The organism is Kitasatospora sp. MAP5-34 (assembly GCF_029894335.1).
Classification (GTDB): domain Bacteria; phylum Actinomycetota; class Actinomycetes; order Streptomycetales; family Streptomycetaceae; genus Kitasatospora.
The window spans coordinates 103,563-123,535 of record NZ_JARXZC010000014.1 but is presented as its reverse complement, the minus strand read 5'-3'; the positions used below and the strand labels follow the sequence as shown (position 1 = coordinate 123,535).

11 protein-coding genes are annotated in these 19,973 nt (G+C 73.5%); 1 reads left to right on the top strand and 10 read right to left on the bottom strand.

Annotation, left to right across the window (positions count from 1 at the left end; genetic code table 11):
• Positions 1 to 23 precede the first annotated feature (23 nt).
• Positions 24 to 2,312, top strand: coding sequence for a collagenase (locus P3T29_RS14680; RefSeq protein WP_280716865.1), 2,289 nt, complete (start codon positions 24 to 26; stop codon positions 2,310 to 2,312).
• A 190-nt stretch (positions 2,313 to 2,502) separates the two neighbouring features.
• Here P3T29_RS14680 and P3T29_RS14675 read toward each other — a convergent pair whose 3' ends face one another.
• From P3T29_RS14675 to P3T29_RS14630, 10 genes are all read right to left on the bottom strand, one after another.
• Positions 2,503 to 2,889, bottom strand: coding sequence for a hypothetical protein (locus P3T29_RS14675; RefSeq protein WP_280716864.1), 387 nt, complete (start codon positions 2,887 to 2,889; stop codon positions 2,503 to 2,505).
• Between the two features lie 147 nt (positions 2,890 to 3,036).
• Complete coding sequence (locus P3T29_RS14670) at positions 3,037 to 4,347, bottom strand: TIGR02679 family protein (RefSeq protein ID WP_280716863.1); 1,311 nt, start codon at positions 4,345 to 4,347, stop codon at positions 3,037 to 3,039.
• A complete protein-coding gene (locus P3T29_RS14665; RefSeq protein WP_280716862.1) occupies positions 4,344 to 8,588 on the bottom strand; it encodes a TIGR02680 family protein in 4,245 nt (1,414 codons plus the stop codon). Before P3T29_RS14665 ends, P3T29_RS14670 begins: the two co-directional genes overlap by 4 nt.
• Positions 8,585 to 10,009, bottom strand: coding sequence for a TIGR02678 family protein (locus P3T29_RS14660; RefSeq protein ID WP_280716861.1), 1,425 nt, complete (start codon positions 10,007 to 10,009; stop codon positions 8,585 to 8,587). The genes P3T29_RS14665 and P3T29_RS14660 overlap by 4 nt, the downstream gene beginning before the upstream one ends.
• Positions 10,009 to 11,706, bottom strand: coding sequence for a TIGR02677 family protein (locus P3T29_RS14655; protein ID WP_280716860.1), 1,698 nt, complete (start codon positions 11,704 to 11,706; stop codon positions 10,009 to 10,011). The genes P3T29_RS14660 and P3T29_RS14655 overlap by 1 nt, the downstream gene beginning before the upstream one ends.
• A 161-nt stretch (positions 11,707 to 11,867) precedes the next feature.
• Positions 11,868 to 12,962, bottom strand: coding sequence for a class I SAM-dependent methyltransferase (locus P3T29_RS14650; protein WP_280716859.1), 1,095 nt, complete (start codon positions 12,960 to 12,962; stop codon positions 11,868 to 11,870).
• Positions 12,962 to 14,227 carry a glycosyltransferase gene (locus P3T29_RS14645; protein WP_280716858.1) on the bottom strand — a complete coding sequence of 422 codons (1,266 nt, stop codon included), beginning with the start codon at positions 14,225 to 14,227 and terminating at the stop codon, positions 12,962 to 12,964. The genes P3T29_RS14650 and P3T29_RS14645 overlap by 1 nt, the downstream gene beginning before the upstream one ends.
• The gene (locus P3T29_RS14640; RefSeq protein ID WP_280716857.1) at positions 14,224 to 15,084 is read right to left on the bottom strand and encodes an alpha/beta hydrolase; all 861 of its coding nucleotides are present in this window, start codon (positions 15,082 to 15,084) and stop codon (positions 14,224 to 14,226) included. Before P3T29_RS14640 ends, P3T29_RS14645 begins: the two co-directional genes overlap by 4 nt.
• Before the next feature lies 1 nt (position 15,085).
• The gene (locus P3T29_RS14635) at positions 15,086 to 15,352 is read right to left on the bottom strand and encodes an acyl carrier protein (RefSeq protein WP_280716892.1); all 267 of its coding nucleotides are present in this window, start codon (positions 15,350 to 15,352) and stop codon (positions 15,086 to 15,088) included.
• A 68-nt stretch (positions 15,353 to 15,420) separates the two neighbouring features.
• Positions 15,421 to 19,965: a type I polyketide synthase gene (locus P3T29_RS14630; RefSeq protein ID WP_280716856.1), complete on the bottom strand. Its 4,545-nt coding sequence runs from the start codon at positions 19,963 to 19,965 to the stop codon at positions 15,421 to 15,423.
• Positions 19,966 to 19,973 lie beyond the last annotated feature (8 nt).

Genomic DNA, 19,973 nt, shown 5'->3' with positions numbered 1-19,973 from the left:
CGTCTATCCATGAAGGAGCAGAGATGCGCTACCGCTCCACCCTGCCCGGACTCGTGGCGAGCGGTCTGGCCGCCGCCGTCACGCTCGCCGGCCTGGCGACACCCGCGCTCGCGGCCCCCCAGCCTCGAAACGTTGCGAAGACGCCGACCGCAGCCACCGCCGCGACGCCGGCGCACGCTCGTGCACTGTCGCCGGTCGGCCGGGCCGTCACCAGGTCCGACCAGGCCGCCGAGCAGCACGGCAAACTTCCCGCATCCGCGATTCCTCCGCTGGCCCCCGCGACGCCTGCGCCCGCCTCGCACGCCGGAGTTCAGCTCAAGAGCAACGCCAGAGCGGCGGCGGTGTCCTGCAGCCCGGCCGACTTCGGCAGCAGGACCGGATCCGCGCTGGTGTCGTTCGTCCAGGCGTCGACCACCGACTGCGTCAACACCCTCTTCAACGTCACCGGCACGGACGCGGCCAACGTGTTCGCCGAACCGCAGATGGTCTCGATAGCCAACGCGCTCGGCAGCGCGGCCGTCAGCTACCCCGGGGACGACTCGACCGGTGTGTGGCAGCTGGTCCTCTTCCTGCGGGCCGGCTACTACGTGCAGTACAACAACCCGTCCGTCGGCAGCTACGACGCGACCCTGGCCACGGCCACCGAGGGCGGCCTGGACGCCTTCTTCGCCAACGCGCACTCGCGGGACGTCACCGCCGCGAACGGCAACGTCCTGGGCGACGCCGTCGTCCTCACCGACAGCGCCAACGAGCAGGCCCGCTACCTGAACGTCGACCAGCAACTGCTCAACGGTTACGACAACTCCTACAACGCCATCGACAGCATGGTCGCGGCCGTCAACGACGTCTACACGCCGCTCTTCCGTGGCCACCAGAACGCGGACTTCGTGGCCGCCGTGACGGCGGACCCGAGCATCCTCACCACGCTCGACAGCTTCGCGCACAACCACCTCGACCTGCTGGGCACCGCCAACTCCTTCCTGGACTCCAATGCCGGGATCGAGCTGAGCCGCTTCATCCAGACCCCCGCGCTCCAGGCCACCGTGCGCCCGCTGATGCAGGGCCTGCTGAACATCTCGTCCAAGACCGGCCCGACGGCACCGCTGTGGGTCGGCGTCGCCGGCATGGCCGACGCGTACGACCAGGCCAACTGCTCGTACTACGGCACCTGCAACCTGGTCGCCCAACTCACCGCCGCCGCACTGCCGATCACCCATGTCTGCGACCCGGCGCACACCATCCTGGCGCAGTCCCTGAGCGCCGCCGACCTCGCCGCCGCCTGCAACAGCGTCATCCACCAGGACGCGTTCTTCAACAACCTGGTCAAGGACAACGGCCCGATCCCGGGCGAGTACGAGTCGACCGTCAAGCTGGTCGTGTTCGCCAGCCCCACCGACTACCAGACCTACGCCGGTGTCCTCTACAACATCGACACCAACAACGGCGGCATGACCCTGACCGGGGACCCGACCGACCCCAACAACCAGCCCATGTCCGTCATGTACGTGAAGAGCCCCGATGACGGCTTCGTCGGGGGGATCTGGAACCTCAACCACGAGTACACGCACGCCCTCGACGCGCGCTACAACACCAAGGGCGACTTCGCGGCCGAGGTGGTCGTCCCCGACGTGTGGTGGATCGAGGGCGTCGCCGAGTACGTCTCCTACACCTACCGTGGCGTGACCGACACCGAGGCGGTCTCCGAGGCCGCCAAGCACACCTACGCGCTGAGCACGCTGTGGCAGAACACCTACGCGAACAGCGATGTGACGCGTACGTACCCCTGGGGCTACCTCGCGGTGCGGTACATGTTCGAGAAGCACCCGCAGGACGTCTACAACATGCTCGCCAAGTTCCGCGTCGGCGACTACACCGGCGGCTACGACGTCTACAACTCCGGTATCGGCACCCGCTACGACGCCGACTTCAACACCTGGCTCACCGCCTGCGCGGCCGGCGCCTGCACGGTCCCGGTCGGCGAGCCGCAGTGCACCAACGCCGACTCCCGGGAGCTGGGGCAGAACTGCTCGCTGCCCAACCAGTCGGCTTCGGCGGGTAGTTCCGACTTCCTCTACCTCTACCTCCCGGCCGGCACCACGACGCTGAAGGTCACCACGACCGGCGGCACCGGGAACGCGTACCTGTACTACAACCCGGGCACCTGGGCCACGGCCGCCGCCCACACGGCAGCATCCACCAACCCGGGTACCGACCAGAGCATCACCGTCACCAACAAGACGGCGGGCTACCGCTACATCAGCCTGTACGCCAAGACCTCGTTCAGCGGAGTCACCGTCACCACGCAGTACTGACCTGACGGGCCGATGGCCTGACCGGCCGATGACCTGACGACCTGACGACCTGAGGACCGCCTCCGTCGAACGACGGGGCGGTCCTCAGCCGTGGTCGCCGGTGCGGCGGCCGTACTTCAGCCACGGTCCGACGCCGGCGGCTGCGACCAGGTCGGCGCGGGAGTGGGCGGGCCGAGGGTGGGGCGGGGTGTCAGCCAGCGAGGTTGAGGTTGCAGGAGGGGACCCAGCCGACGACACCCGTGGCGATGTCCTGACCGTGCAGCCAGAAGGTGGTACTGGTGAGATCACACGTGTAGTTGGAGCCGTCCGCGTTGTCGTCGACGGCGAACCCCTGCCCCGGGTAGCCCAGGCCGAGGCGGGTCGACTGGCCGTCCGGCGCACTCCAGATGATCACTCCGGGCACGAAGAACTCGGCCCGGTAGGGCGGATGGGGGTCGGCCGGCGCCTGCGGCGCCGCCTGAGCGGAGGTGGCGGCCCCGGCGCCGCTGCCTGCGGCGGCCACCGCCGCCGTGGGTGCCAGCGCGACGACCCCGCACGACAGCGCGGCGATCAGCTTGATCTTCGTTCGTCCGAGCATGAGTTCTCCTCAGCAGGTGCAGCAGGTGTGCTGTCTGTCTGCACCAGGATGAGAGCGCTGGCGTCCCGGGCGCATGAGGTACTCGTCCCGATCCACAGCCCTTGCTCGACGCCGGCCGAGGACAGGCGCGGCCGGCCGCCGGTCGGTCTAAGCCAGGTCCGCGAGGAGGAAGGGGAGGGCCGACTCCTCGTGCAGAGCCGTACCGAGGGCCGTCATCGCAGGGGCCAGGGCGGCGTCCCAGCCGGCCGCGACGGGTGTGCCGGACAGTGGCAGGGGCGGGGCGCCCTGGGCCCGGGCGTGGGCGGCCAGTTGCTCGTAGTCTTCGGCCGTCATCCGCCAGGGGGTGGCTGCGCAGCGTTGCAGGACGCGGTTGGCGAGGGCCAGGCCGGGCCAGTCGAAGTCGCCGTGGTAACGGAGTTCGCAGCTCGCGGCGGCCAGTGCGTCCAGGAGCTCCAGCACGACGGTGGCGGCGCTTCCGGACGTGCAGACCAAGGGCGCGGTGCAGGCCGCCTCCGCCGCCGCCTCGACCACGCGAGGGTTCTCGCAGACGTGTACCCGGGTGCCCGGCGGCAGGGCGAGGTCGAGGCTGCGCAGGTCCCGGAGGGTGAGGTGGGTCTCGGCGTTGTGGTCGGCGCGTTCGCGCAGTGCCGCTTCGCGCCAGCCGGGTCCGGTCGGGCGGAGTCCATAGGTGAGGACGGTGCTCGACACCTCGTCCGGGGAGACCGAGGCGAGGCGCCACAGTGCGCGACGGCCCGCCGCGCCGTCGGAGAGCGCCACCCCGTGGGCACGGGCGATACCGCGTTGTACGAGGCGGGCGAGGACGGTGTCGTCGTCCAGGCCGTGGGCGGTTCCCGTGACGCGCGAGGCGAGTTCGCCCCGGCCCCGGAGCTTGGAATCTGATGGTCCGTCAGGTCCGCCGGGGAAGAGGATGCCGAGGAGCTGAACGGCCTGGCGCACCAGGTCCGTTGCAGCTTCGGGCGTCAGGCGGCCGGGTGTTCCGGCGCGGCGGAGGTCGTCCAGCCAGGCGGCGGCCCAGTCCTGCCCGGCCAGTGGTGAGCCCGCCAGGGCCGTGCTCGCCGAGGCCCACAGGTCGGCGCGTCGGGCGCGGGCGGTGTCGCGGGCGGCCCGGCGGTCGGTCAGGGCCGGGCCGAGCTGGTCGACGGTGTCGACCAGACCCCGGCCGACCGCCGTGCAGCGCAGGCGGGTGTCCAGTTCGGCCAGGCGGACCGTGGCCTCCGGGCGGGTGACCTGACGGCCGAGCAGGAGGGAGAGCGCCTCGCGTTCGGTGGGAGTCAGTTCGGTGAGGCGCACGCTGCCGGCTGCTTGCAGGCCGTTGCGCTCCAACCGGTGGCGCAGCAGGACCCACAGCCGGTCCAGGCCGGGCCGGGCCAGCCACGCCCTGGTCTCGGCGGACATGGCCGGGGGATCGGACAGCGCCGGTAGCTGGGGCCTGCTCACACGCTCACCAGCCGGCGGTTGCGGCCGTTCCAGGTGTAGTGCAGCGTCGCGACGCCTCGGTGGTGCGGGTCGCGCAGGCATTCGTAGATGTGCAGGGACGGCACATCCGGCCAGTTGCCCATCAGCCGTTCACTGGTCAGCACGAAGTCGAGATCGAGGTCGACCAGGATGCGGCCCAGTCTGGCGTGGGTGGGCTCGTCGACCTTGGCGAAGGCGTCGTCGAGCAGGATCAGGCGCGGGGCCTGCGGCGCCGACTCGGCGAGTGTGGTGAAGTGGGCCGCCGCAGCGGCGAAGAGTACGAGGTAGGACAGGACGCGCTGCTCCCCCTGGCTGAGGCCGGTGCGCCCGGAGAGCTTGCGCCTGCGGACGGCGGCCGCGTCGTCGACGACCCACGGTTGGAAGGTGAACCAGCTGCGGTAGTCGAGCGCGGTACGCAGGTGCGCGGCGTAGCCGGCTGCGGGGTCGGCCCGGCGGGCGTCCTCGATCCTGCGCTGCAGGACCTCCCGCAGTTGCTCCGACTGTTCGCGGGTCCGCAGACCGGACGGGCTGCGCAGGAGTTCCACGGCGGCCCGTACGTCGGCGGACACGGTGTCGGCGAGCCGCCAGTCCAGCTCGACGCCGAGCCCGTGCGAGGTGCGGACGGAGCGCAGGGTGCGGTTGAGCGCCTCGACCAGGGCGGCGGCGGCGAGGACCTGGCTGGAGAGGTTGTCGCCCAGCTCGCCGGTGAGGAAGCGGTGGAAGACGTCGCGTTCGCGTTCGGTGAGCCGGGAGCGGGCGTCGGCGGCCTGGAGTGCGATGCGCTCCCCGACCAGGGCCACGTCGTGCTGGCCGGTGTCGTCGAGGAGTCGGCAGACCTTGATGCCGTCGGGTTCCTCCAGCGCCGCGTCGTAGCCGCCGACGAGTTGGTCGCGCAGGTCGTTGAACCGGTTGAGCAGCGCCGTGTCGGAGATGTCCCGTCGCTCCGGGTCCAGCGTGCCGCGCAAGGAGTCCACCAGCGTGTGCAGGGCCTTGAGGCGGGCCCGCGCGTCGTCGTGGGCCGGGTCGGGCGCGGTCAGCTCGGCGGTGTGGGCGGTCAGCCCGGCGCCGCGTACGACCTCGGGGGTCGCCAGCGCGGTCCGCAGGGCGCGGCCGCAGCGGATCACCTCCTCCTCCTGGCTGCCGAGGGCGGTCCGGCGGGCCTGTTCGTCCTGTTCCGCGCGTACCCGCTCGTCGTGCAGGCGCTCGACCTCCCGTTCGGCCTTCGGCAGGTGGTCGGCGATCGTGGCCAGGCGCCGCCTGATCGCGTCCTCCTCGGCGAGGATCTGCTGCGCCGTCGCGCCGACGGTCTCCTCCAGCCGGCGGATCTCCCGGCGGGCGGCCGCCAGGGCCGCGCTGTGCCGCACGTAGTCGGCCGCCGCGTCCGCGTGGCCGGACCGGGCGCTCTCGTAGGCCGTGCGTTCGGTCCGGTGCGCGGCCATGCTCTCGGAGACCGTGCGGATCCGCCGGCGCAGCCGGTCCGTGCCGCTGCCGAGATCGCGCAGGGCCTCACGGACGAGGTCCAGGGCGGGCGGGTCGACCGGCAGGGCGTGGGCGGTGGCCAGGGATTCGGCCTGCCGGCGGGCCTGCGCGCTGCGGGTCCGGGCCTCGCTCGCCGCCCGGGCCGCCGTAGCGGTGGCGCGGGCGAGGGCCGTCCCGGCGCGTTCGGCCTCCGTGAGGCGGGCCCAGGCGTCGGTGAGGCCATGGATCTTCGGCGCGCGCCGCAGAGCAGCGGTGAGGGTGTCCCGGTGATCCGTCAGGGTCTTCAGGAGTGCCTGGACGGTGGTCAGTTCGGTCTCGGCGGCGGCGATCCGGCCGGCCAGCTCGGCGAGCCGCTGCCGTTTGGTGGCGGCGCGCACCTCGGCGCCGACGTACTCGGCCCGGGTCTTCCGGTGGGCGCCCTGTAGGACGCCCAGCCGCCAGCGGCCGTCCGGGCTGACCGCACTACGGGACGGCCCGTCGAGCGGGCTGCCTTCCGGTACCAGTGCTACCGAGGCGAGGAGTTGGTGGATCTGACGGTCCGTCACTCCACTGCCGGGGGTGGAGACCGGGTGCAGGACGTCCGCCAGGTTCGGCCCGGGGGCCGTCGGTGTGTCGGGGACGAGCAGGGTGTCGCGGGTGAGCGGGTCGAGCGCCGTTCCCTCGGCGGTGACCCAGGCATCGAGCAGCCCGCCGGCCTCCAACGCCGCTTCCAGGCCGCTCTGTTCGCCGTCCGTCAGACCGTCGGCGAAGTCCACGACCCGGTACAGCGGTGCACCGGTGAACGGCGCCCGGACAGCTTCGTGGTGCCGGGCGCGGGGTGGCTCGGGGTCGGTGTGCTGTTCCCACACCGCCTGGTCGTGCCGGAGGGTTTCGAGCGTGGCGGCGAGGCCGGGGACCAGCGCCGCGGTGCTGTCGCGCTGGTCCGAGAGCCTCTTCAGCGGGCCGGCGAGTGCCTCGTGCGCGGCCGTCTCGACCTCCTCGGCGACGTCGGCGGGCAACGCCCGGTCCGCGAAAGCCGCTTGGGACCGGTCCTGGGCCACGACGGCCCGAACCGCGTCGAGGGGTTCGCCGGCCAGGGTCTGGAGCCGGTCCGCCCAGGCGGAGACCTGCGCCGTGTACGCGTCGCCCGCCAACAGCACCGCGCCCCTGCGGAGTTCCGTCTGCTCGGCGGCGCTCTGGGCCTGCGCCTCCAGGCGTTCGTACTCGGTGTCGGCCTCCCGCGCGGATTCCTCGGCGGCGCGGGCCTGCGCCAGAAGACCGGACAGTTCACCGACCGTCCGGAGCCTGGTCTTCACGACCGGTTCGGCTGCGGCCAGTTGGCCGTCCCAGCTGCGCAGCGCCGCCACCACGGCCCCGGCGTCGAAGGCGGTCACCAGCTCGCGGCGCAGTTGGTGACCGGCTCCGTCCGGATCGGTCAACTCCTCGTCCGAGGCCCGGCCGACAGTGATCGCGGGGACCGTCGCCGGGTCGCCCAGATGCGCGAGGGCCAGACCCGACTTCTCAGCGGCATCGCGCAGTTCGCGGTGCCAGGCACCGAGTTCGCGGAGTTCGGTGCCCGTACGGAGCGCTCCGGCGGAGAGTCCGGCACCCGCCGCCACCTCGGCGCCGTGGGCACCCCGGAGCGCCTTGAACGCTGCCTCTGCCGCTGTCCGCAGCGCCTCCACCGTGCCGCGTCGCTCGCCGAGTTCCTGCAGACTGCGGTAGCCCGCGCTCTTCTCGAGGGTCCGGAGATCCGACGTGGCGTCCTCCTGCTCACCCCACATCGTGTCGCGGCTCGCCACTGCGGCAGCCTCGGCGGTCCTCAGGTCCGAGACGAGCTTGGCGGCGACGCCGGCCGCCTTGCGTCGCTCGGCGAGCAGCAGCAGTTCGCCGCTGACGTCGGCGGCGCGGCGGCGCAACAGGCCGTGCAGGTAGCCCCGGTAGCCGCCGAGGAAATGGCGCAGGGCGGCGTCGGTCTTCTCCAGCCTGCCGAGGTCGTCACGGACGCTGTCGAGGTCGTCCAGGTTGCGGGCGACCTTCTCGACCACCTCCTCGTCGAGCCCGGGAAGGGTCTCGCTGAGCACCGCGACCAGGCCGCCCGACTCGATGCGGTCGCCGATCGTGGGGCGGCGCAGCCGGTGCAGCTGCTGGGTGAGATTGCGGTACCGGGAGCTGTCGGTGAGGCCGAACAGCTCGCGGGCCACCCGCGTCCGGTGGTCCTCGGCGCGATCCAGGACGTTCTCCGGGCCGATGCTCGCACGCAGCCGGTCCAGCGGCAACGGCTGCCCTGCCTCGGCGAGTTGGAGGTCTTCGCCGACGCGCCGGGTGGTGCTGAAGAAGAACGGTTTGGCGGTGTTCGCGGACTTGGAGGCGCGGATGGCGGCGCCGAGGGTGAGGTACCGCTGCGCGCCGCTCTCGTCGGTGCGGCGGAACTCGACCCAGAGGTAGCCGAGCCGGTTGGTCTGCTCGAAGCCGTCGAGCATCAGCCAGGCGAGGGTGGTACGGCCCGTCCCGGTGGCGTCGAGCGCGCGGGCGTCGCCGTCGAGGAGGTACGGCAGCAGCATTTCCAGGGCCTTGGACTTGCCGGCGCCGTTCTTGCCACGCAGCAGGAGCCGACCGTCGCCGAACTGGAACTCCTGTTCGTCGTACTGCCAGACGTTGCGGATGCCCGCCCGGTGCATCCGGAAGCGGTACGCGGCGGGCTCCTGCCGTCCGTACCCGCCGACAGGGGCCTGCGGTCCGGTGGGGGCGATCTGGCGGCTCAAGGTGACGGCTCTTCCTGTCGGGCGTCGTCGGCTGACGGCTGGTCCGCGCGGGCGTCGGGCAGCGGGCGGGCGGCGTGGTCGGCGTGGTCGGCTGACGGCCGGTCCGCGCGGTCGGGCGGCGGCTGGTCCGGCTTCCGGGCCGGGAGCGAGACGGTGGTGGCGTAGCGGGCCGCTGCGGCCAGCAGGACCAGGCCATGGCCGCCCGCATGTCCTCTGGCGGCTGCGACGTCGGTGACGGACCGTCCGTCGGCGGCGTCCGTCCCGTACTCCGGCGGGACGCCCTGCCCGTCGGCGCGCAGCGGGCCGGCCGGGGCCACCAGCCGCATCCGGGTGAGGAGTTCGAGGACGTCGGAGCTCAGCGCCGCCCGGTCGTCCAGGTAGCCGCGCTGCCAGTTGCTCCGTCGTCCGTAGGCCTCGATGAGGTCGTGCAGGATCTCGTCGACCAGGCCGGGTGGGATCGGTACACCGATCGTCAGGCGGCCGCCGACCGCCGGGTGGCCCGCGTCCTCGGGCCGCAGCTGCCGGACGGGCCGGTCCACCAGGAGCAGCGCGGCCTGGGCGACCGTGCCCGTTCCCGGGAAGTGCAGGTCGCTCAGCTCGTCGTCCGGGTCGACCATCGCGACACCCTCGGCGCGGATCTCCGCCTCCAGGCCGAGCAGTTCGGAGAATGCCTGGGCCTCCCGACGCTGCCGGGTGCGCAGCCACTCGCGCTCGGCAGCGGTGAGATCGTCCAGGTGGACGACCGGTGTCTCCACCAGCCGGCGCCGTACGTACGTCCGGGGCCCGCCGAACCCCGGGTCGGCGGCCCGGAGCACGAGATCCGCGCCGTCGCGGCTCGCTGCGAGCGGGCCGGCCACCACCACCCGGGCGATGTCCCGGTCGACCGTCAGCAGCGCCTCGGCCGCCGAGTCGTCCGCCACCGCGCCGATGCTGCCCTCGGTCTCGCTCAGTACGCCCCACTCGACCAGCTGGCGCAGCGCGGCGGCCATCGTCCGCTTCTCCACCTGCCGCCCGGTGTCGGCGAGTTCGAGACCCGCGTCGACCGCCGCCGCTCGCAGGTCGGCGACCAGTTGCGAGAGCAGGAGCTGCTCGGGCGCCGTCACCAGGACGGACAGGGCGAGGGCGAGGTAGGCATAGGTGCGGGGCGTGAAGGGTGTGCCGGTCGACCGGACCAGCCGGTGGCCGGCCGCCGCGCCGAGACCGGCCTTGAACAGCCGGGCATACGAGGCCTCCACCAACAGGCGGTAGCCCAGCACCTGTTGGAACCGCTGGGCGAGCCAGTCGGCATGGCGGCGAATCAGCGGAAAGGCGTCGGCGTGCGGCCCGTTCGAGGTCACCAGCGGGTGCGCGAGCAGCAGCCGCGCGGCGGCGCGCCGTTCGGCGGCGAGCGCGACGTCGTACGCGGAGGGCAACGCCGCCATCAGGCACTCACCTCTGCCACGGTATCGGCCACGGTGCCGGCCACAGTGTCGGCCATGCCGGGCGCGCGGTACGCCGTGACGACCAGCTCCAGGTCGTCGACCGTCAGGTCACCGTCCACGGAACGCAGCACCGAGCTGACACCGGGTATCCGAAGAACCGTCAGATGAAGGTCCAACTCGGCGTCCCCCGCCTGGATATCGTCCAACCTGAAGTCAGTCGGGTCGCCGGCTGGGTGGACATCAGCGGGGCGCCGGAGCTGGGCCTGGCCGAGCGCCGAGGCGAGCAGCTCCAGCAGCAGGGTCATGGCCGCCGCGGTCAGCCGGACCTGCTCGAACCGGCCGGACGCGCTGCGCAGTTCGGCGGCGGCGGCCTGCCGGGCGGCCGCCTGGGCCTGCGCCTGCTCGACCAGCCGGAGCTTCTGCGCGGAGTGGTCCTCGACGGCGGCGGTCCGGCCGCGCTGCGCCCGGTTGCCGCGCTCCCGCAGGGCCACCGGCACGTCGACGACCGGGCCGCTCCACCAACTGACGTAGGCGGGCACCACTCCGTCCGGGTCCGGAGCCACGCCGAGGTGGCGTGCGCCGTAGAGCCCGAAGGCGGCGACCGCGAGGTCGTGCGCTCCCTCCGGGTCGGCGGCGTCGAACCAGGCCGCGAGCCGCAGCAGATCCCGGCGCCGCGACATCTCGCCGGACGCCGAGCGGAGCATCCGCTTGGCGTTGGCCAGCAGTGACTGGAGAGCGCGCAACGTCGCGTCCCGGAGCTGGTCGACCTGGCTGCCCTGGCCGTCCAGGTCGACGAACCAGCCACGCAGGCCCTCCCAGTCCGCGAGCTCCCGCCCACGGCTGCGCTGCACCCGGGTCTCCGGGAGTCCGGACGACAGGGTCCCCAGCCCGACCGCGTGGCCGTCGATCCGCTGCAACAGGCCGGGCAGCTCGGGCCACAGCTCGGCCAGGCTCGCCGCGATCCTCGGCGACCGGAACGACACGTCCTCGGTGATCGCCTCCACGTAGTCCAGCAGGAGTTCCTTGAAACCCTGGTACTCGGCTCCGTCCAGGTCGTAGCGGGTCAGCACCTGGCCCAGGTAGGCGTAGAAGTCCCGGACCGAGTCCGCGAACTCGGCGAACTGGACGAACAGCGTGCTGACCCGCTCCAGCGCGTCCTGGGGATCGGCGCCGCCCGGCCGCCGCACGGCGAGGACGAGTTCGCCGAGCCCCCGGTCCACCAGGGTCAGCAGCTCACTGCTCACCTCCCGTGCCGCGTCCGCCCCCGCGAGCACCTCGTCGGCGTCCCGCTGGATCCGCTCCCCGAGCTTCGACAGCTGGTACCGGGCGCGCGAGCGCTGGTACTCCGCGATGCTGGTGACCTTGACCGCGTGCGTGCTGCGCAGCAGGTTGCCCCACTTCACCAGCTGTTCGAGCCGGGCGGTCAGCGTCTCGGCGTCGAGCGATTCCCCTGACACTGATGGCACTGATGACACTGATGACGTTGACACGCTGTGCTGCGGCAGTTTGGCCCGTACGTCGGGCACGGCCAGATCGGCGAGCAGCGTGGAGCAGAACACCCGCATCACCGCCACGTACTCCATGCGCTCGGGGGCGCTCAGATACGCGTACCCGGTCAGGCGCTGCCACGGCTCCCCGCCGGGCTGGGGTGGACCGGCGGCGGCGTGGGTCCCCGGGTCGAGGGGTTCGTGCTCCATGCGAGTGAGCGTAGACGTACCGACGGACGCTGCGGCCCCGGTCCGGGGAATCCGGCACCGAGCGGGCCGGAACACCCGAGCCGCGCCCCAGCTGCGGCTTCCCGCTGCGCTACCGGGCTGCCCGCACCCGAGCGGGCGGTGCGGGCGGCCCGTACGGCGGATCAGTCGCTTCGGGCGAGCAGGCGGTAGGCGTTGGACAGGCCCGCGCGGCCGGCAAAGGTGGCGATCAGGCGGTCGAGCACGGTTGCGAGCAGCAGCAGGGGGGCGCCCGCAAGGAAGACCGCGCCGCGCAGCGCACGCCGCAGGCGCCCGGGCGGTTCGCCCGGCAGCCATGGCAGGTCCTCGCGTGGCGCGATCGCGTCCAGCAGCAGCCAGCAGGCCGCGAGCAGGTCCACCGGGTCGTGCGGCTCGCCGTGCTGCTCCAGGACGACGGTGAAGCCCAGTTCGGACAGCCTCCGGCGCAGGTTGGCCGTCGGCATCAGGTTGAGGTGCTGCGGCTGCAGCCAGGGCAGCCACCAGCGCCCCAGCAGGCGGGCGAAGCGGCTCTGCGGGTCGGGGACCTCGATCAGCAGCAGACCGCCGGGCCGCAGCGCCTCGCGCGCGGCGGTCAGTTCACGGGCCGGGTCGGTGCTGTGCTCCAGGTAGTGGAACATGCTCACCACGTCGTACTGTCCGGCCAGCCCAGGCGCGAGTTCGGGGAAGGAGCCGCGGAAGCCACGGGCCAGCCGGCCGTGCTGCTCGGCCAGCTCGGCGCCCTCGCTGAGGTCCAGTCCGTCGAAGGACGTGCCGGGGAAGACCTCGCGGGCGGTCTCGCAGAAGTGGCCGTGCCCGGTGCCGACGTCCAGCCAGCTGCCCGGCGCGTCCTCGAAGGGGGCCACCGAGCGGGCGCGGCTGCGATAGGCCCCGACGCGGGACCCGAAGACTCCGCCGAGCCGCTGTTCGCCGAGCCCGTCGTAGAAGTCGCGGTAGTAGAACTCCAGCCCCGGGCCGGTCAGTCGGGGATTCTGGAAGACGTGCGCACAACCCTCGCACTCGTCCAGGACGAACCCGCCCGGCTTGTGCTGCAGCAGGTCGGTGGTGCGCAGCCTGGTCCGCAGGCGGCCGGAGCCGCACCACGGGCAGGCGGCGCGGCGCGGTTCGAAGAACCGGGCGGTGCCGTCGGCCAGTTCGGCCCGGTAAGCGGGCCGGAGAGCGGCGACCTGCCGGGCCCGGACCGCCGCCTCGCCGTCGTCCGGACCGGCTTCGGTCGTGGTCATCACAGCTCCCCCAGCTCTTCGAGGTGGGCGGCGGCGCGGGCCGCGCCGCCCGCCGCCCGGAAGGAGGCGCCGACGTGGCGCGCCCCGTCCCGGTGGGCGGGATCGTCGAGGATCGCGTCCACGGCCTGGCCGAGGCGGGCCGCGCCCGTCCGGCCGAAGCGGACCCGGACGCCCGCACCGGCGGCCACCACCTGGCCCGCCACCACCGGCTGGTCGTCCCGGATCGGGGCCACCACCAGCGGCACACCGTGCCACAGGGCCTCGCAGACCGTGTTGTGGCCGGCGTGGCAGACCACGGCGGCGACGCGGGCCAGCAGTTGCAACTGCGGCACAGCGGGCAGCACCAGCACGTCGGGATCGGGCTCGGGCGTGCCCAGGACCCCGCCGGGGTCGGCGATCACGGCCTGAAGTCGTCCGGACCGGGCTCGCAGCACGTCCTGACAGACTGTCAGAAATGCCGCACTCGCGTCGGTGTTGGCCGTACCGAGGGTGACCAGCACCGTAGCCCGGTCCGGGTCCAGCCACTCCCACGGGAAGGACGGCTGGGTGGGACGTACCGTCATCGCCGGGCCGACGAAACGGATCGGGCCGCCCGGCGCCGCCGCCGGTCCAGGCGCCACCGATCCAGGCGCCACCGATCCAGGCGCCACCGATCCAGGCGCCACCGATCCAGGCGCCAGCGGTGCAGGCGCCAGCGGTCCGGCCAGCTCCGGGGTGGTGAAGGCGAGGATCAGGTGCGGGGAGAAGCGCGGATCGGTGCCGGCCGCCGGGTCGCCGATGCGCTTGCGCAGCTCGGTGAGCAGGCCGGAGATCCAGGCGTCCACCAGCGGCATGCCGTCCAGCGCGCCGGTGAACTCCGCCGAGGTCGTCGCGGAGGTGGCCCACGGCAGGCCGAGGCGCTCGGCCACCAGCGCACCGGCGACGGCCTGTTGGTCCACCACCAGGACGTCGGGGCGGAAGCGGGCCACCGCCGCCTCCACTCCGGGGGCCATCGCCTCGGCGAGCGGGATCAGGAAGTCCTCCCAGAGGAACTTCAGCGCTCCGGGTCCGCGCAGCTCGGGCGGCCGCTCCGCCGTGCTGCCTGCGCCTGCGCCCGGGACGTCGCACGCGAAGACCTCGGCGTCCGGTCCGGCGAGCGAGCCGACCAGCTCCGGCAGGCCCGCCCAGGCGACCGCGTGCCCGCGAGCGGCCAGCTCGGCGGCGACCGCCACGGCCGGGTTGAGGTGGCCGACCAGCGGCGGGACGACGAACAGGTACCTGGTCACCGGCCACTCCCCCGCCCGGTCAGGACACCGTCGCGCACGGCACCGTCGCGCAGGACACCGTCGCGCAGGTCCGCGCCATGCTCGCGCAGCCAGGACAGGGTGAGTTCGCGCACCACCTCGGGGGCCTCGATCAGGACGGAGTGTTCCTGTCCGGGGACGAACGTGCTCCGGCAGTCGGCCAGCAGTCCGTCCAACCAGGCTGCCTGGCAGGCGAGATCGGACTCCGTGCCGTACACGGCCAGCACCGGGCAGCGGATCGAACGCAGCTCCGCCTCGGCGGGCAGCAGGCTGGCCGGGATGTCCCGGGCCAGCGAGGTGCCGGCCAGCAGCGCACCGGCCGAGCGGGCCAGCCTGGCGGTGTGCGAGCCGCGCTGCTCGGCGACCCAGGCGAGCGTCTCCTCCTCCACCAGGTGCCGTTCGGCCTGCCGCAGGATGCCGTCCAGTTTGACCGCCCAGGCGCGGGAGGCCGGCTCGGACTCGATGGCCAGGATGCCCGCGACCTGCTCCGGACGCCTGGCGGCGAGGCTGAAAGCCACCGTGCCGCCGAAGGAGTTGCCGACCAACTGGACCGGACCGGTCACCTCGAGCCGGTCCAGCACGGCCTCCAGGTCGTCGACGAAGTGCTCCAGGCGGTAGCCGGTCGGCGGCCGGCCGGAGCGCCCGTGCCCGCGATGGTCGTACATCAGCACGTCCAGCCCGGCGGCGGCCAGCGCGGGGGCCAGGGTGAAGTAGTAACTGGCGAGGCTGTCGGTGAGCAGCCCGTGCAGCAGGACGACGGTCGCGGCGGGCGGCCGGCCGTCCTGCGGGGCGAGCCGCTGCACGTGGCAGCGGAGCCCGTCGAGGTCGAGGAAGGCCATCTCAGCTCCGCCCGGCGGTCTGCAGCCGGTCCACCACATGGCGGACCAGCCGGCCGACCGTCAGGCCGATGATCTCGTCGAGCTCCATGCCCGCGATGAACTCGGCGAAGTTGATCCGGTCGCCCCAGCGCTCCCGGAGCTGCCCGGCCAGGGTGACCAGGTCGATGCTCTCCAGTTCGAGATCCTCGGTGAACCGGGACTCCATGGTGACCTCGGCGGCGGCCTCGGCGTCGTCGAGGCCGTACTCCTCCAGCACGGTGGCCAGCATGGCGGTGATCTCGGTGAGGACCTCCTGCTCGGTGGGCGGTTGCAGGTCTACGGTCTGCTCGCTGATGGTCACTTCGGGGCTGTCCTCTCGTGGCTGTCGTTGCTGCTGGCGTCACTACGGTCTTCCCCCGTGGTCCAGGCCACGACGTAGCTGCGCTCCGGCCGGCCGGGCGGGCCGGCGACCTGTGCGCAGCGCAGGTGGTGGGTGCGCCGGCCGACCGTCACCCGCAGGGTGGACGGATCGGCCGCGATCACGGTGAAGTCGCGCGGCCGTCCCTGGAGTCCGGTGCCCTCGCTCTTGGCCGCCGCCTCCTTCGCCGTCCAGAACCGGGTGAACCAGAGCGCCTGCGAGCCGCCGTGGGCCGCCCGGCAGGCCGCCAGCAGTTCCAGCTCCGCCGGGCCGAGCGCGACCGACAGGGTCTCGGCCGGGCGATCGGTGACCTCCTCCAGGTCGATGCCCACACCGGGCCCGCCGCCGGGGCGGGACGGCCGGACCAGCGCCACGGCCAGCTCGGGCCGGTGGGCGAGCGAGACGTCCAGCTCCGGCAACGTCCGGCCGTGCACCCCGACCACCCGGGGGCGGCCATGGGGATACCCCCGGCCGGAGGCTGGGGGAGGGTCGTTGCGTACCTCGATCTCGGCGGGGAACACCGCCGCCTCGCCCTGCTCCCAGAGCCACCGCCGGACCGCGTCCTTCGCCGCGATCCGTCCCAGCAGCCAGGCCCGGCGTCCGCGCGGCGACTGCTGCTCGTACCGGGCCCGCTCGGCGGCGCCCAGGTGGTTTCGCATGATCAGGTCACGGGAGGCGAGGTCGGGCCAACGCTCGTGCAGCAGCACCCAGCCACCCGGCTCGGGGGTGGAGAGGGTGTTGCGCTCGACGAATCGTTCGACCGGCCGGGTCTCGGGGTGGCTGTCGAAGCGGCGGTCCTGCCAACCGTGGACCTCCGCCCAGACCGCGCCGCCGGACAGCAGCTGGACGTCGGCTTCGAGGGTGGCGTCGGTGAGGCTGGTGATACGGATGTGGCAGTTGAGTTCGGTGCCCGGTCGCGGTGGCGGGCCGTAGAAGCGCAGCTGCCGGAGGCCCACCGGGAAGACGACGGTGCGGTCGGTGCGGGTCGCCATGATCCAGTAGCCGAGCAGCTGGCCGACGTTGTCCAGCAGCGCCCCGGGAGCGGCCGGTGCGGTGATCACGCCGCGTACGTGTGCGTCCCCGAGCGCGGTCAGCTCGGTCAGGCCCTGGAACGCCGGGCCGTGGAACATCCACCGCTCGTCGTAGAGCCCGGCGGCCGTCAGCTCCGGCGTGCGTTCACCGGACGCGTCCACCCGCCACGGAGCAGGCGGAGTGACATGACGATCCGCCAACTCCACTGTGCCACGCGCGAACCCGCCGAAACTGGCCGCGAGACCTCCGGGGCCCGCCGGTTCGAGGGTGATCTCGATGTCCAGCGGTGTCGCGGCCGGAACCCACTGCCCGAACCGCAGATCGCTTGCACTGGTGGCCAGTTGGCCCGGGGCCGCCCGCTCGGCGGCGTCCATCAGGTGCTGCACGATCGTGGTGGCCGGGACCACGGGCCAGCGGTCCGTCGGGTCGGGCCAGCCGGGGCGCTGCCGGAAGAAGCAGTGGTCGATGAGGTAGGGCATGGTGTCGAGGGAGACGTGCAGCCTGCTGTTGAGAGCGGGCTGCGCCGGGACGTCCGCCAACTTCTGCCGCGCGCCGATCAGTTCGGCGGCGACGCGCTCGGTGTCACGCAGCAGCGCACCGAGTTCGGCCGCCACCGGGAAGCGGTCGGCGAACGCGGCGAGGTCCGGCACCTGCTGCGGGCCGGGTACGGCCAGGTCGGCGCGGAGCGCGCCGAGCACGGCCGGGTCCAGCGAGACGAGCGCCCCGCTGAGGTCCAGCGGTACCGCCGGGTGCGGGCGCTCACTCCGAGTGGCGCGAGCGAGGGCGGCCTGAACGGTGGCGGCCCGAGCGGGGGCGGGCAGCAGGGCGGCGGCGTCCGGTTCGGCGCCGTCCACCCAGAGCGCGGCGGCCACCCGGCGCAGTTGCGCCAGCCCGTCGCGGTGCGGCGAGTTCGCCGCGACGGCCAGGTGCGCCCGTTCGCCCAGGGTGTCCCCCACCAGCGAGGCCAGCTGCCCGGTGCCCACCTGGACGAACGCCCGGAAGCCCGCCGCGTACATCGCCTCGACCAGTGACCGGAACCGCACCGGCTCCAGCAGGTGCCGGACGAACAGCTCGCGCACCGCCGCCTCGGCCGGCGGGAACGGCGAGGCCGTCGTCCCGGACCAGACCGGCACGGTCGGCCGGTGCAGCTCGAAGCGGTCGGCGGCCCGCCGGATCGGGTCGAGGTAGGGGGCCAGCATCGGCGTGTGGAAGCCGGACCGGAACGGCAGCACCTGGCCGAGTACGCCGCGTGCGCGGAACCAGTGGACCAACTCCGCGACCGGCCCCTGCGGACCGCAGACGATCGACTGCTGCGGTGCGTTGTCGTGCGACAGGACGACCTCGGACATCCCGTCGACCGTCGCGAGCGCTTCGAGCACCCGGTCGGCGGGCGCCCCGAGCGCGGCGAAGGCCAGCCCGGGGACGAGCAGCGAGTCCGGGTCGAAGGACTCCAGGAAGGCGTCCACCGAGTCGCCGGCGTAGAGCCCGCCCGCGATCATGGCGGTCCACTCGCCGACGCTGTGCCCGGCCACGCCGTCCGGCCGGATGCCGATCCGGCTCAGGGCGGTGTCGAGCAGCCGCCCGACGGCGACCACGCCGACGCCGTGCCGTCCGATGTCGCCCACCTCGGCCGCCGCCTCCGGCGGGAGCGGGCGCGGCAGGCCGAAGTGATCGGCGACCTCGTCCACCCGAGGGGTGAACTCGCCCTCCAGGCCGGGGAAGAGGAACGCGACCCGGCCACCGGCCGGTCCCGGGCCGAGCAGCGGCTCGGGGGCGAACCACACGTCGCCCCGCCCCCGCCAGGCCCGCCCCCGGGACACCGCCCGGCGCGCCAGCGCGAGCCGCTTGGGCGTCGGGTCCGCGATCGCCACCCGGCAGCGCGGCGCAGAGCCGCCGGGCTCGGCCGCTGCTGCGGCCAGCAGTGCCGAGTCGTCGGCCGCCAGCAGTTCGGCCAGCCGCTCGGGCCCGTCGGCGGCCAGCCGGAGCACCCGCTCAGATTCGGTGACGCTCGTAACAGCCTTACGAGGAACAGCACTTGGGGCCTGTTCCAGCACCACATGGGCGTTGATGCCGCCGAAGCCGAAGGCGTTGACCGCAGCGCGGCGCGGCGGCCCGTCAGGGCTGGTCTCCCAGGGCTGGGCCGCGCCGATGGTACGGAAGCGGGTGGCGGCGAGCGCCGGGTGCGGGTCGTCGCAGTGCAGTGTGGGCAGCAGCACGCCGTGGTGCACGGCCAGCGCCGCCTTGATCAGACCGGCGACGCCGGCGGCGGGCATGGTGTGCCCGATCATGGACTTCACCGAGCCCAGCACCGCCCGCTCGCCGCCTGCGGAAGGCCCGAACACCTCGGCCAGGGTGGCGAGTTCGGCGGAATCACCGGCCGGGGTCGCCGTGCCGTGCGCCTCCAGCAGGCCGAGCGCGCCGGGCGCCGCCGGGTCGAGCCCGGCCGCCCGCCAGGCCGCCCGGACGGCCCGGGCCTGACCGCCCGGGTCGGGGTTGGCCAGGCCGGCGGTCCGCCCGTCGCTGGCCACGCCGGTGCCACGGATCACCGCGTACACCCGGTCTCCGTCGCGTTCCGCGTCGGCGAGCCGCTTGAGCACCACCACGCCGGTACCCTCACCGATCAGCAGCCCGTCGGCACCCTTGTGGAACGGGCGGATCCGCTGGCTCGGCGAGAGCGCCCGCAGCTGCGCGAACACGCTCCACAACGTGACGTCGTGGCAGTGGTGCACCCCGCCGGCCAGCACCACGTCGCAGCGGCCGGTGGCCAGTTCGCCGACCGCCTGGTCGACGGCGACCAGCGAGGACGCGCAGGCGGCGTCCACCGTGTAGGCGGGGCCACGCAGGTCCAGCCGGTTGGCCACCCGGGAGGCGGCCAGGTTGGGCACCAGGCCGATCGCCGACTCCGGCCGGTCCGGCCCGAGTTGGTCGGCGAACGCCGCGCGCACCTTTTCGAGCTGACTTACCGTCAGATCCGGCAGCAGCTCCCCGAGAGTGCGTACCACCTGGTGCGCGCTGCGCACCCGCTGGTCGAGCCGGACCAGACCCGGCGTCAGGTACCCGCCCCGGCCCAGCACCACCCCGACCCGGTCACGGTCCGGCAGCCGGTCCGGGCCGCCGGCGTCCGCGATCGCGGCGGCGGCGACCTGGAGCGCGATCAACTGGTCGGGCTCGGTGGCCGGGACCGAGCTCGGCATGATGCCGAACCGGGTCGGCTGCACCTCGGCCAGCCCGTCCACGAAGCCACCGCGCCGGCAGTAGAGCCGGTCGGGTGCGGCCGGTCCGGAGGCGGCGTGCGGGTCGTAGTAGTCCGCGTCCCAGCGCCCCTCGGGGACGTCCGTGATCGCGTCGAACCCGCCCACCAGGTTCCGCCAGTAGGCCGCCAGGTCCGGGGCCCCGGGCAGCAGCACCGCCATGCCCACCACGGCCACCGGCGGGAGTTGAGTACCTCTCACCGGCGCCG

What these genes read in the sequence shown, in the direction of transcription:
- P3T29_RS14680 (WP_280716865.1), top strand. Translation starts at nt 24, where the DNA reads ATGCGCTACCGCTCCACCCTGCCCGGACTCGTGGCGAGCGGTCTGGCC.
- P3T29_RS14650 (WP_280716859.1), bottom strand. Translation starts at nt 12,962, where the DNA reads ATGACCACGACCGAAGCCGGTCCGGACGACGGCGAGGCGGCGGTCCGG.
- P3T29_RS14655 (WP_280716860.1), bottom strand. Translation starts at nt 11,706, where the DNA reads ATGGAGCACGAACCCCTCGACCCGGGGACCCACGCCGCCGCCGGTCCA.
- P3T29_RS14635 (WP_280716892.1), bottom strand. Translation starts at nt 15,352, where the DNA reads ATGCTGGCCACCGTGCTGGAGGAGTACGGCCTCGACGACGCCGAGGCC.
- P3T29_RS14660 (WP_280716861.1), bottom strand. Translation starts at nt 10,009, where the DNA reads ATGGCGGCGTTGCCCTCCGCGTACGACGTCGCGCTCGCCGCCGAACGG.
- P3T29_RS14640 (WP_280716857.1), bottom strand. Translation starts at nt 15,084, where the DNA reads ATGGCCTTCCTCGACCTCGACGGGCTCCGCTGCCACGTGCAGCGGCTC.
- P3T29_RS14675 (WP_280716864.1), bottom strand. Translation starts at nt 2,889, where the DNA reads ATGCTCGGACGAACGAAGATCAAGCTGATCGCCGCGCTGTCGTGCGGG.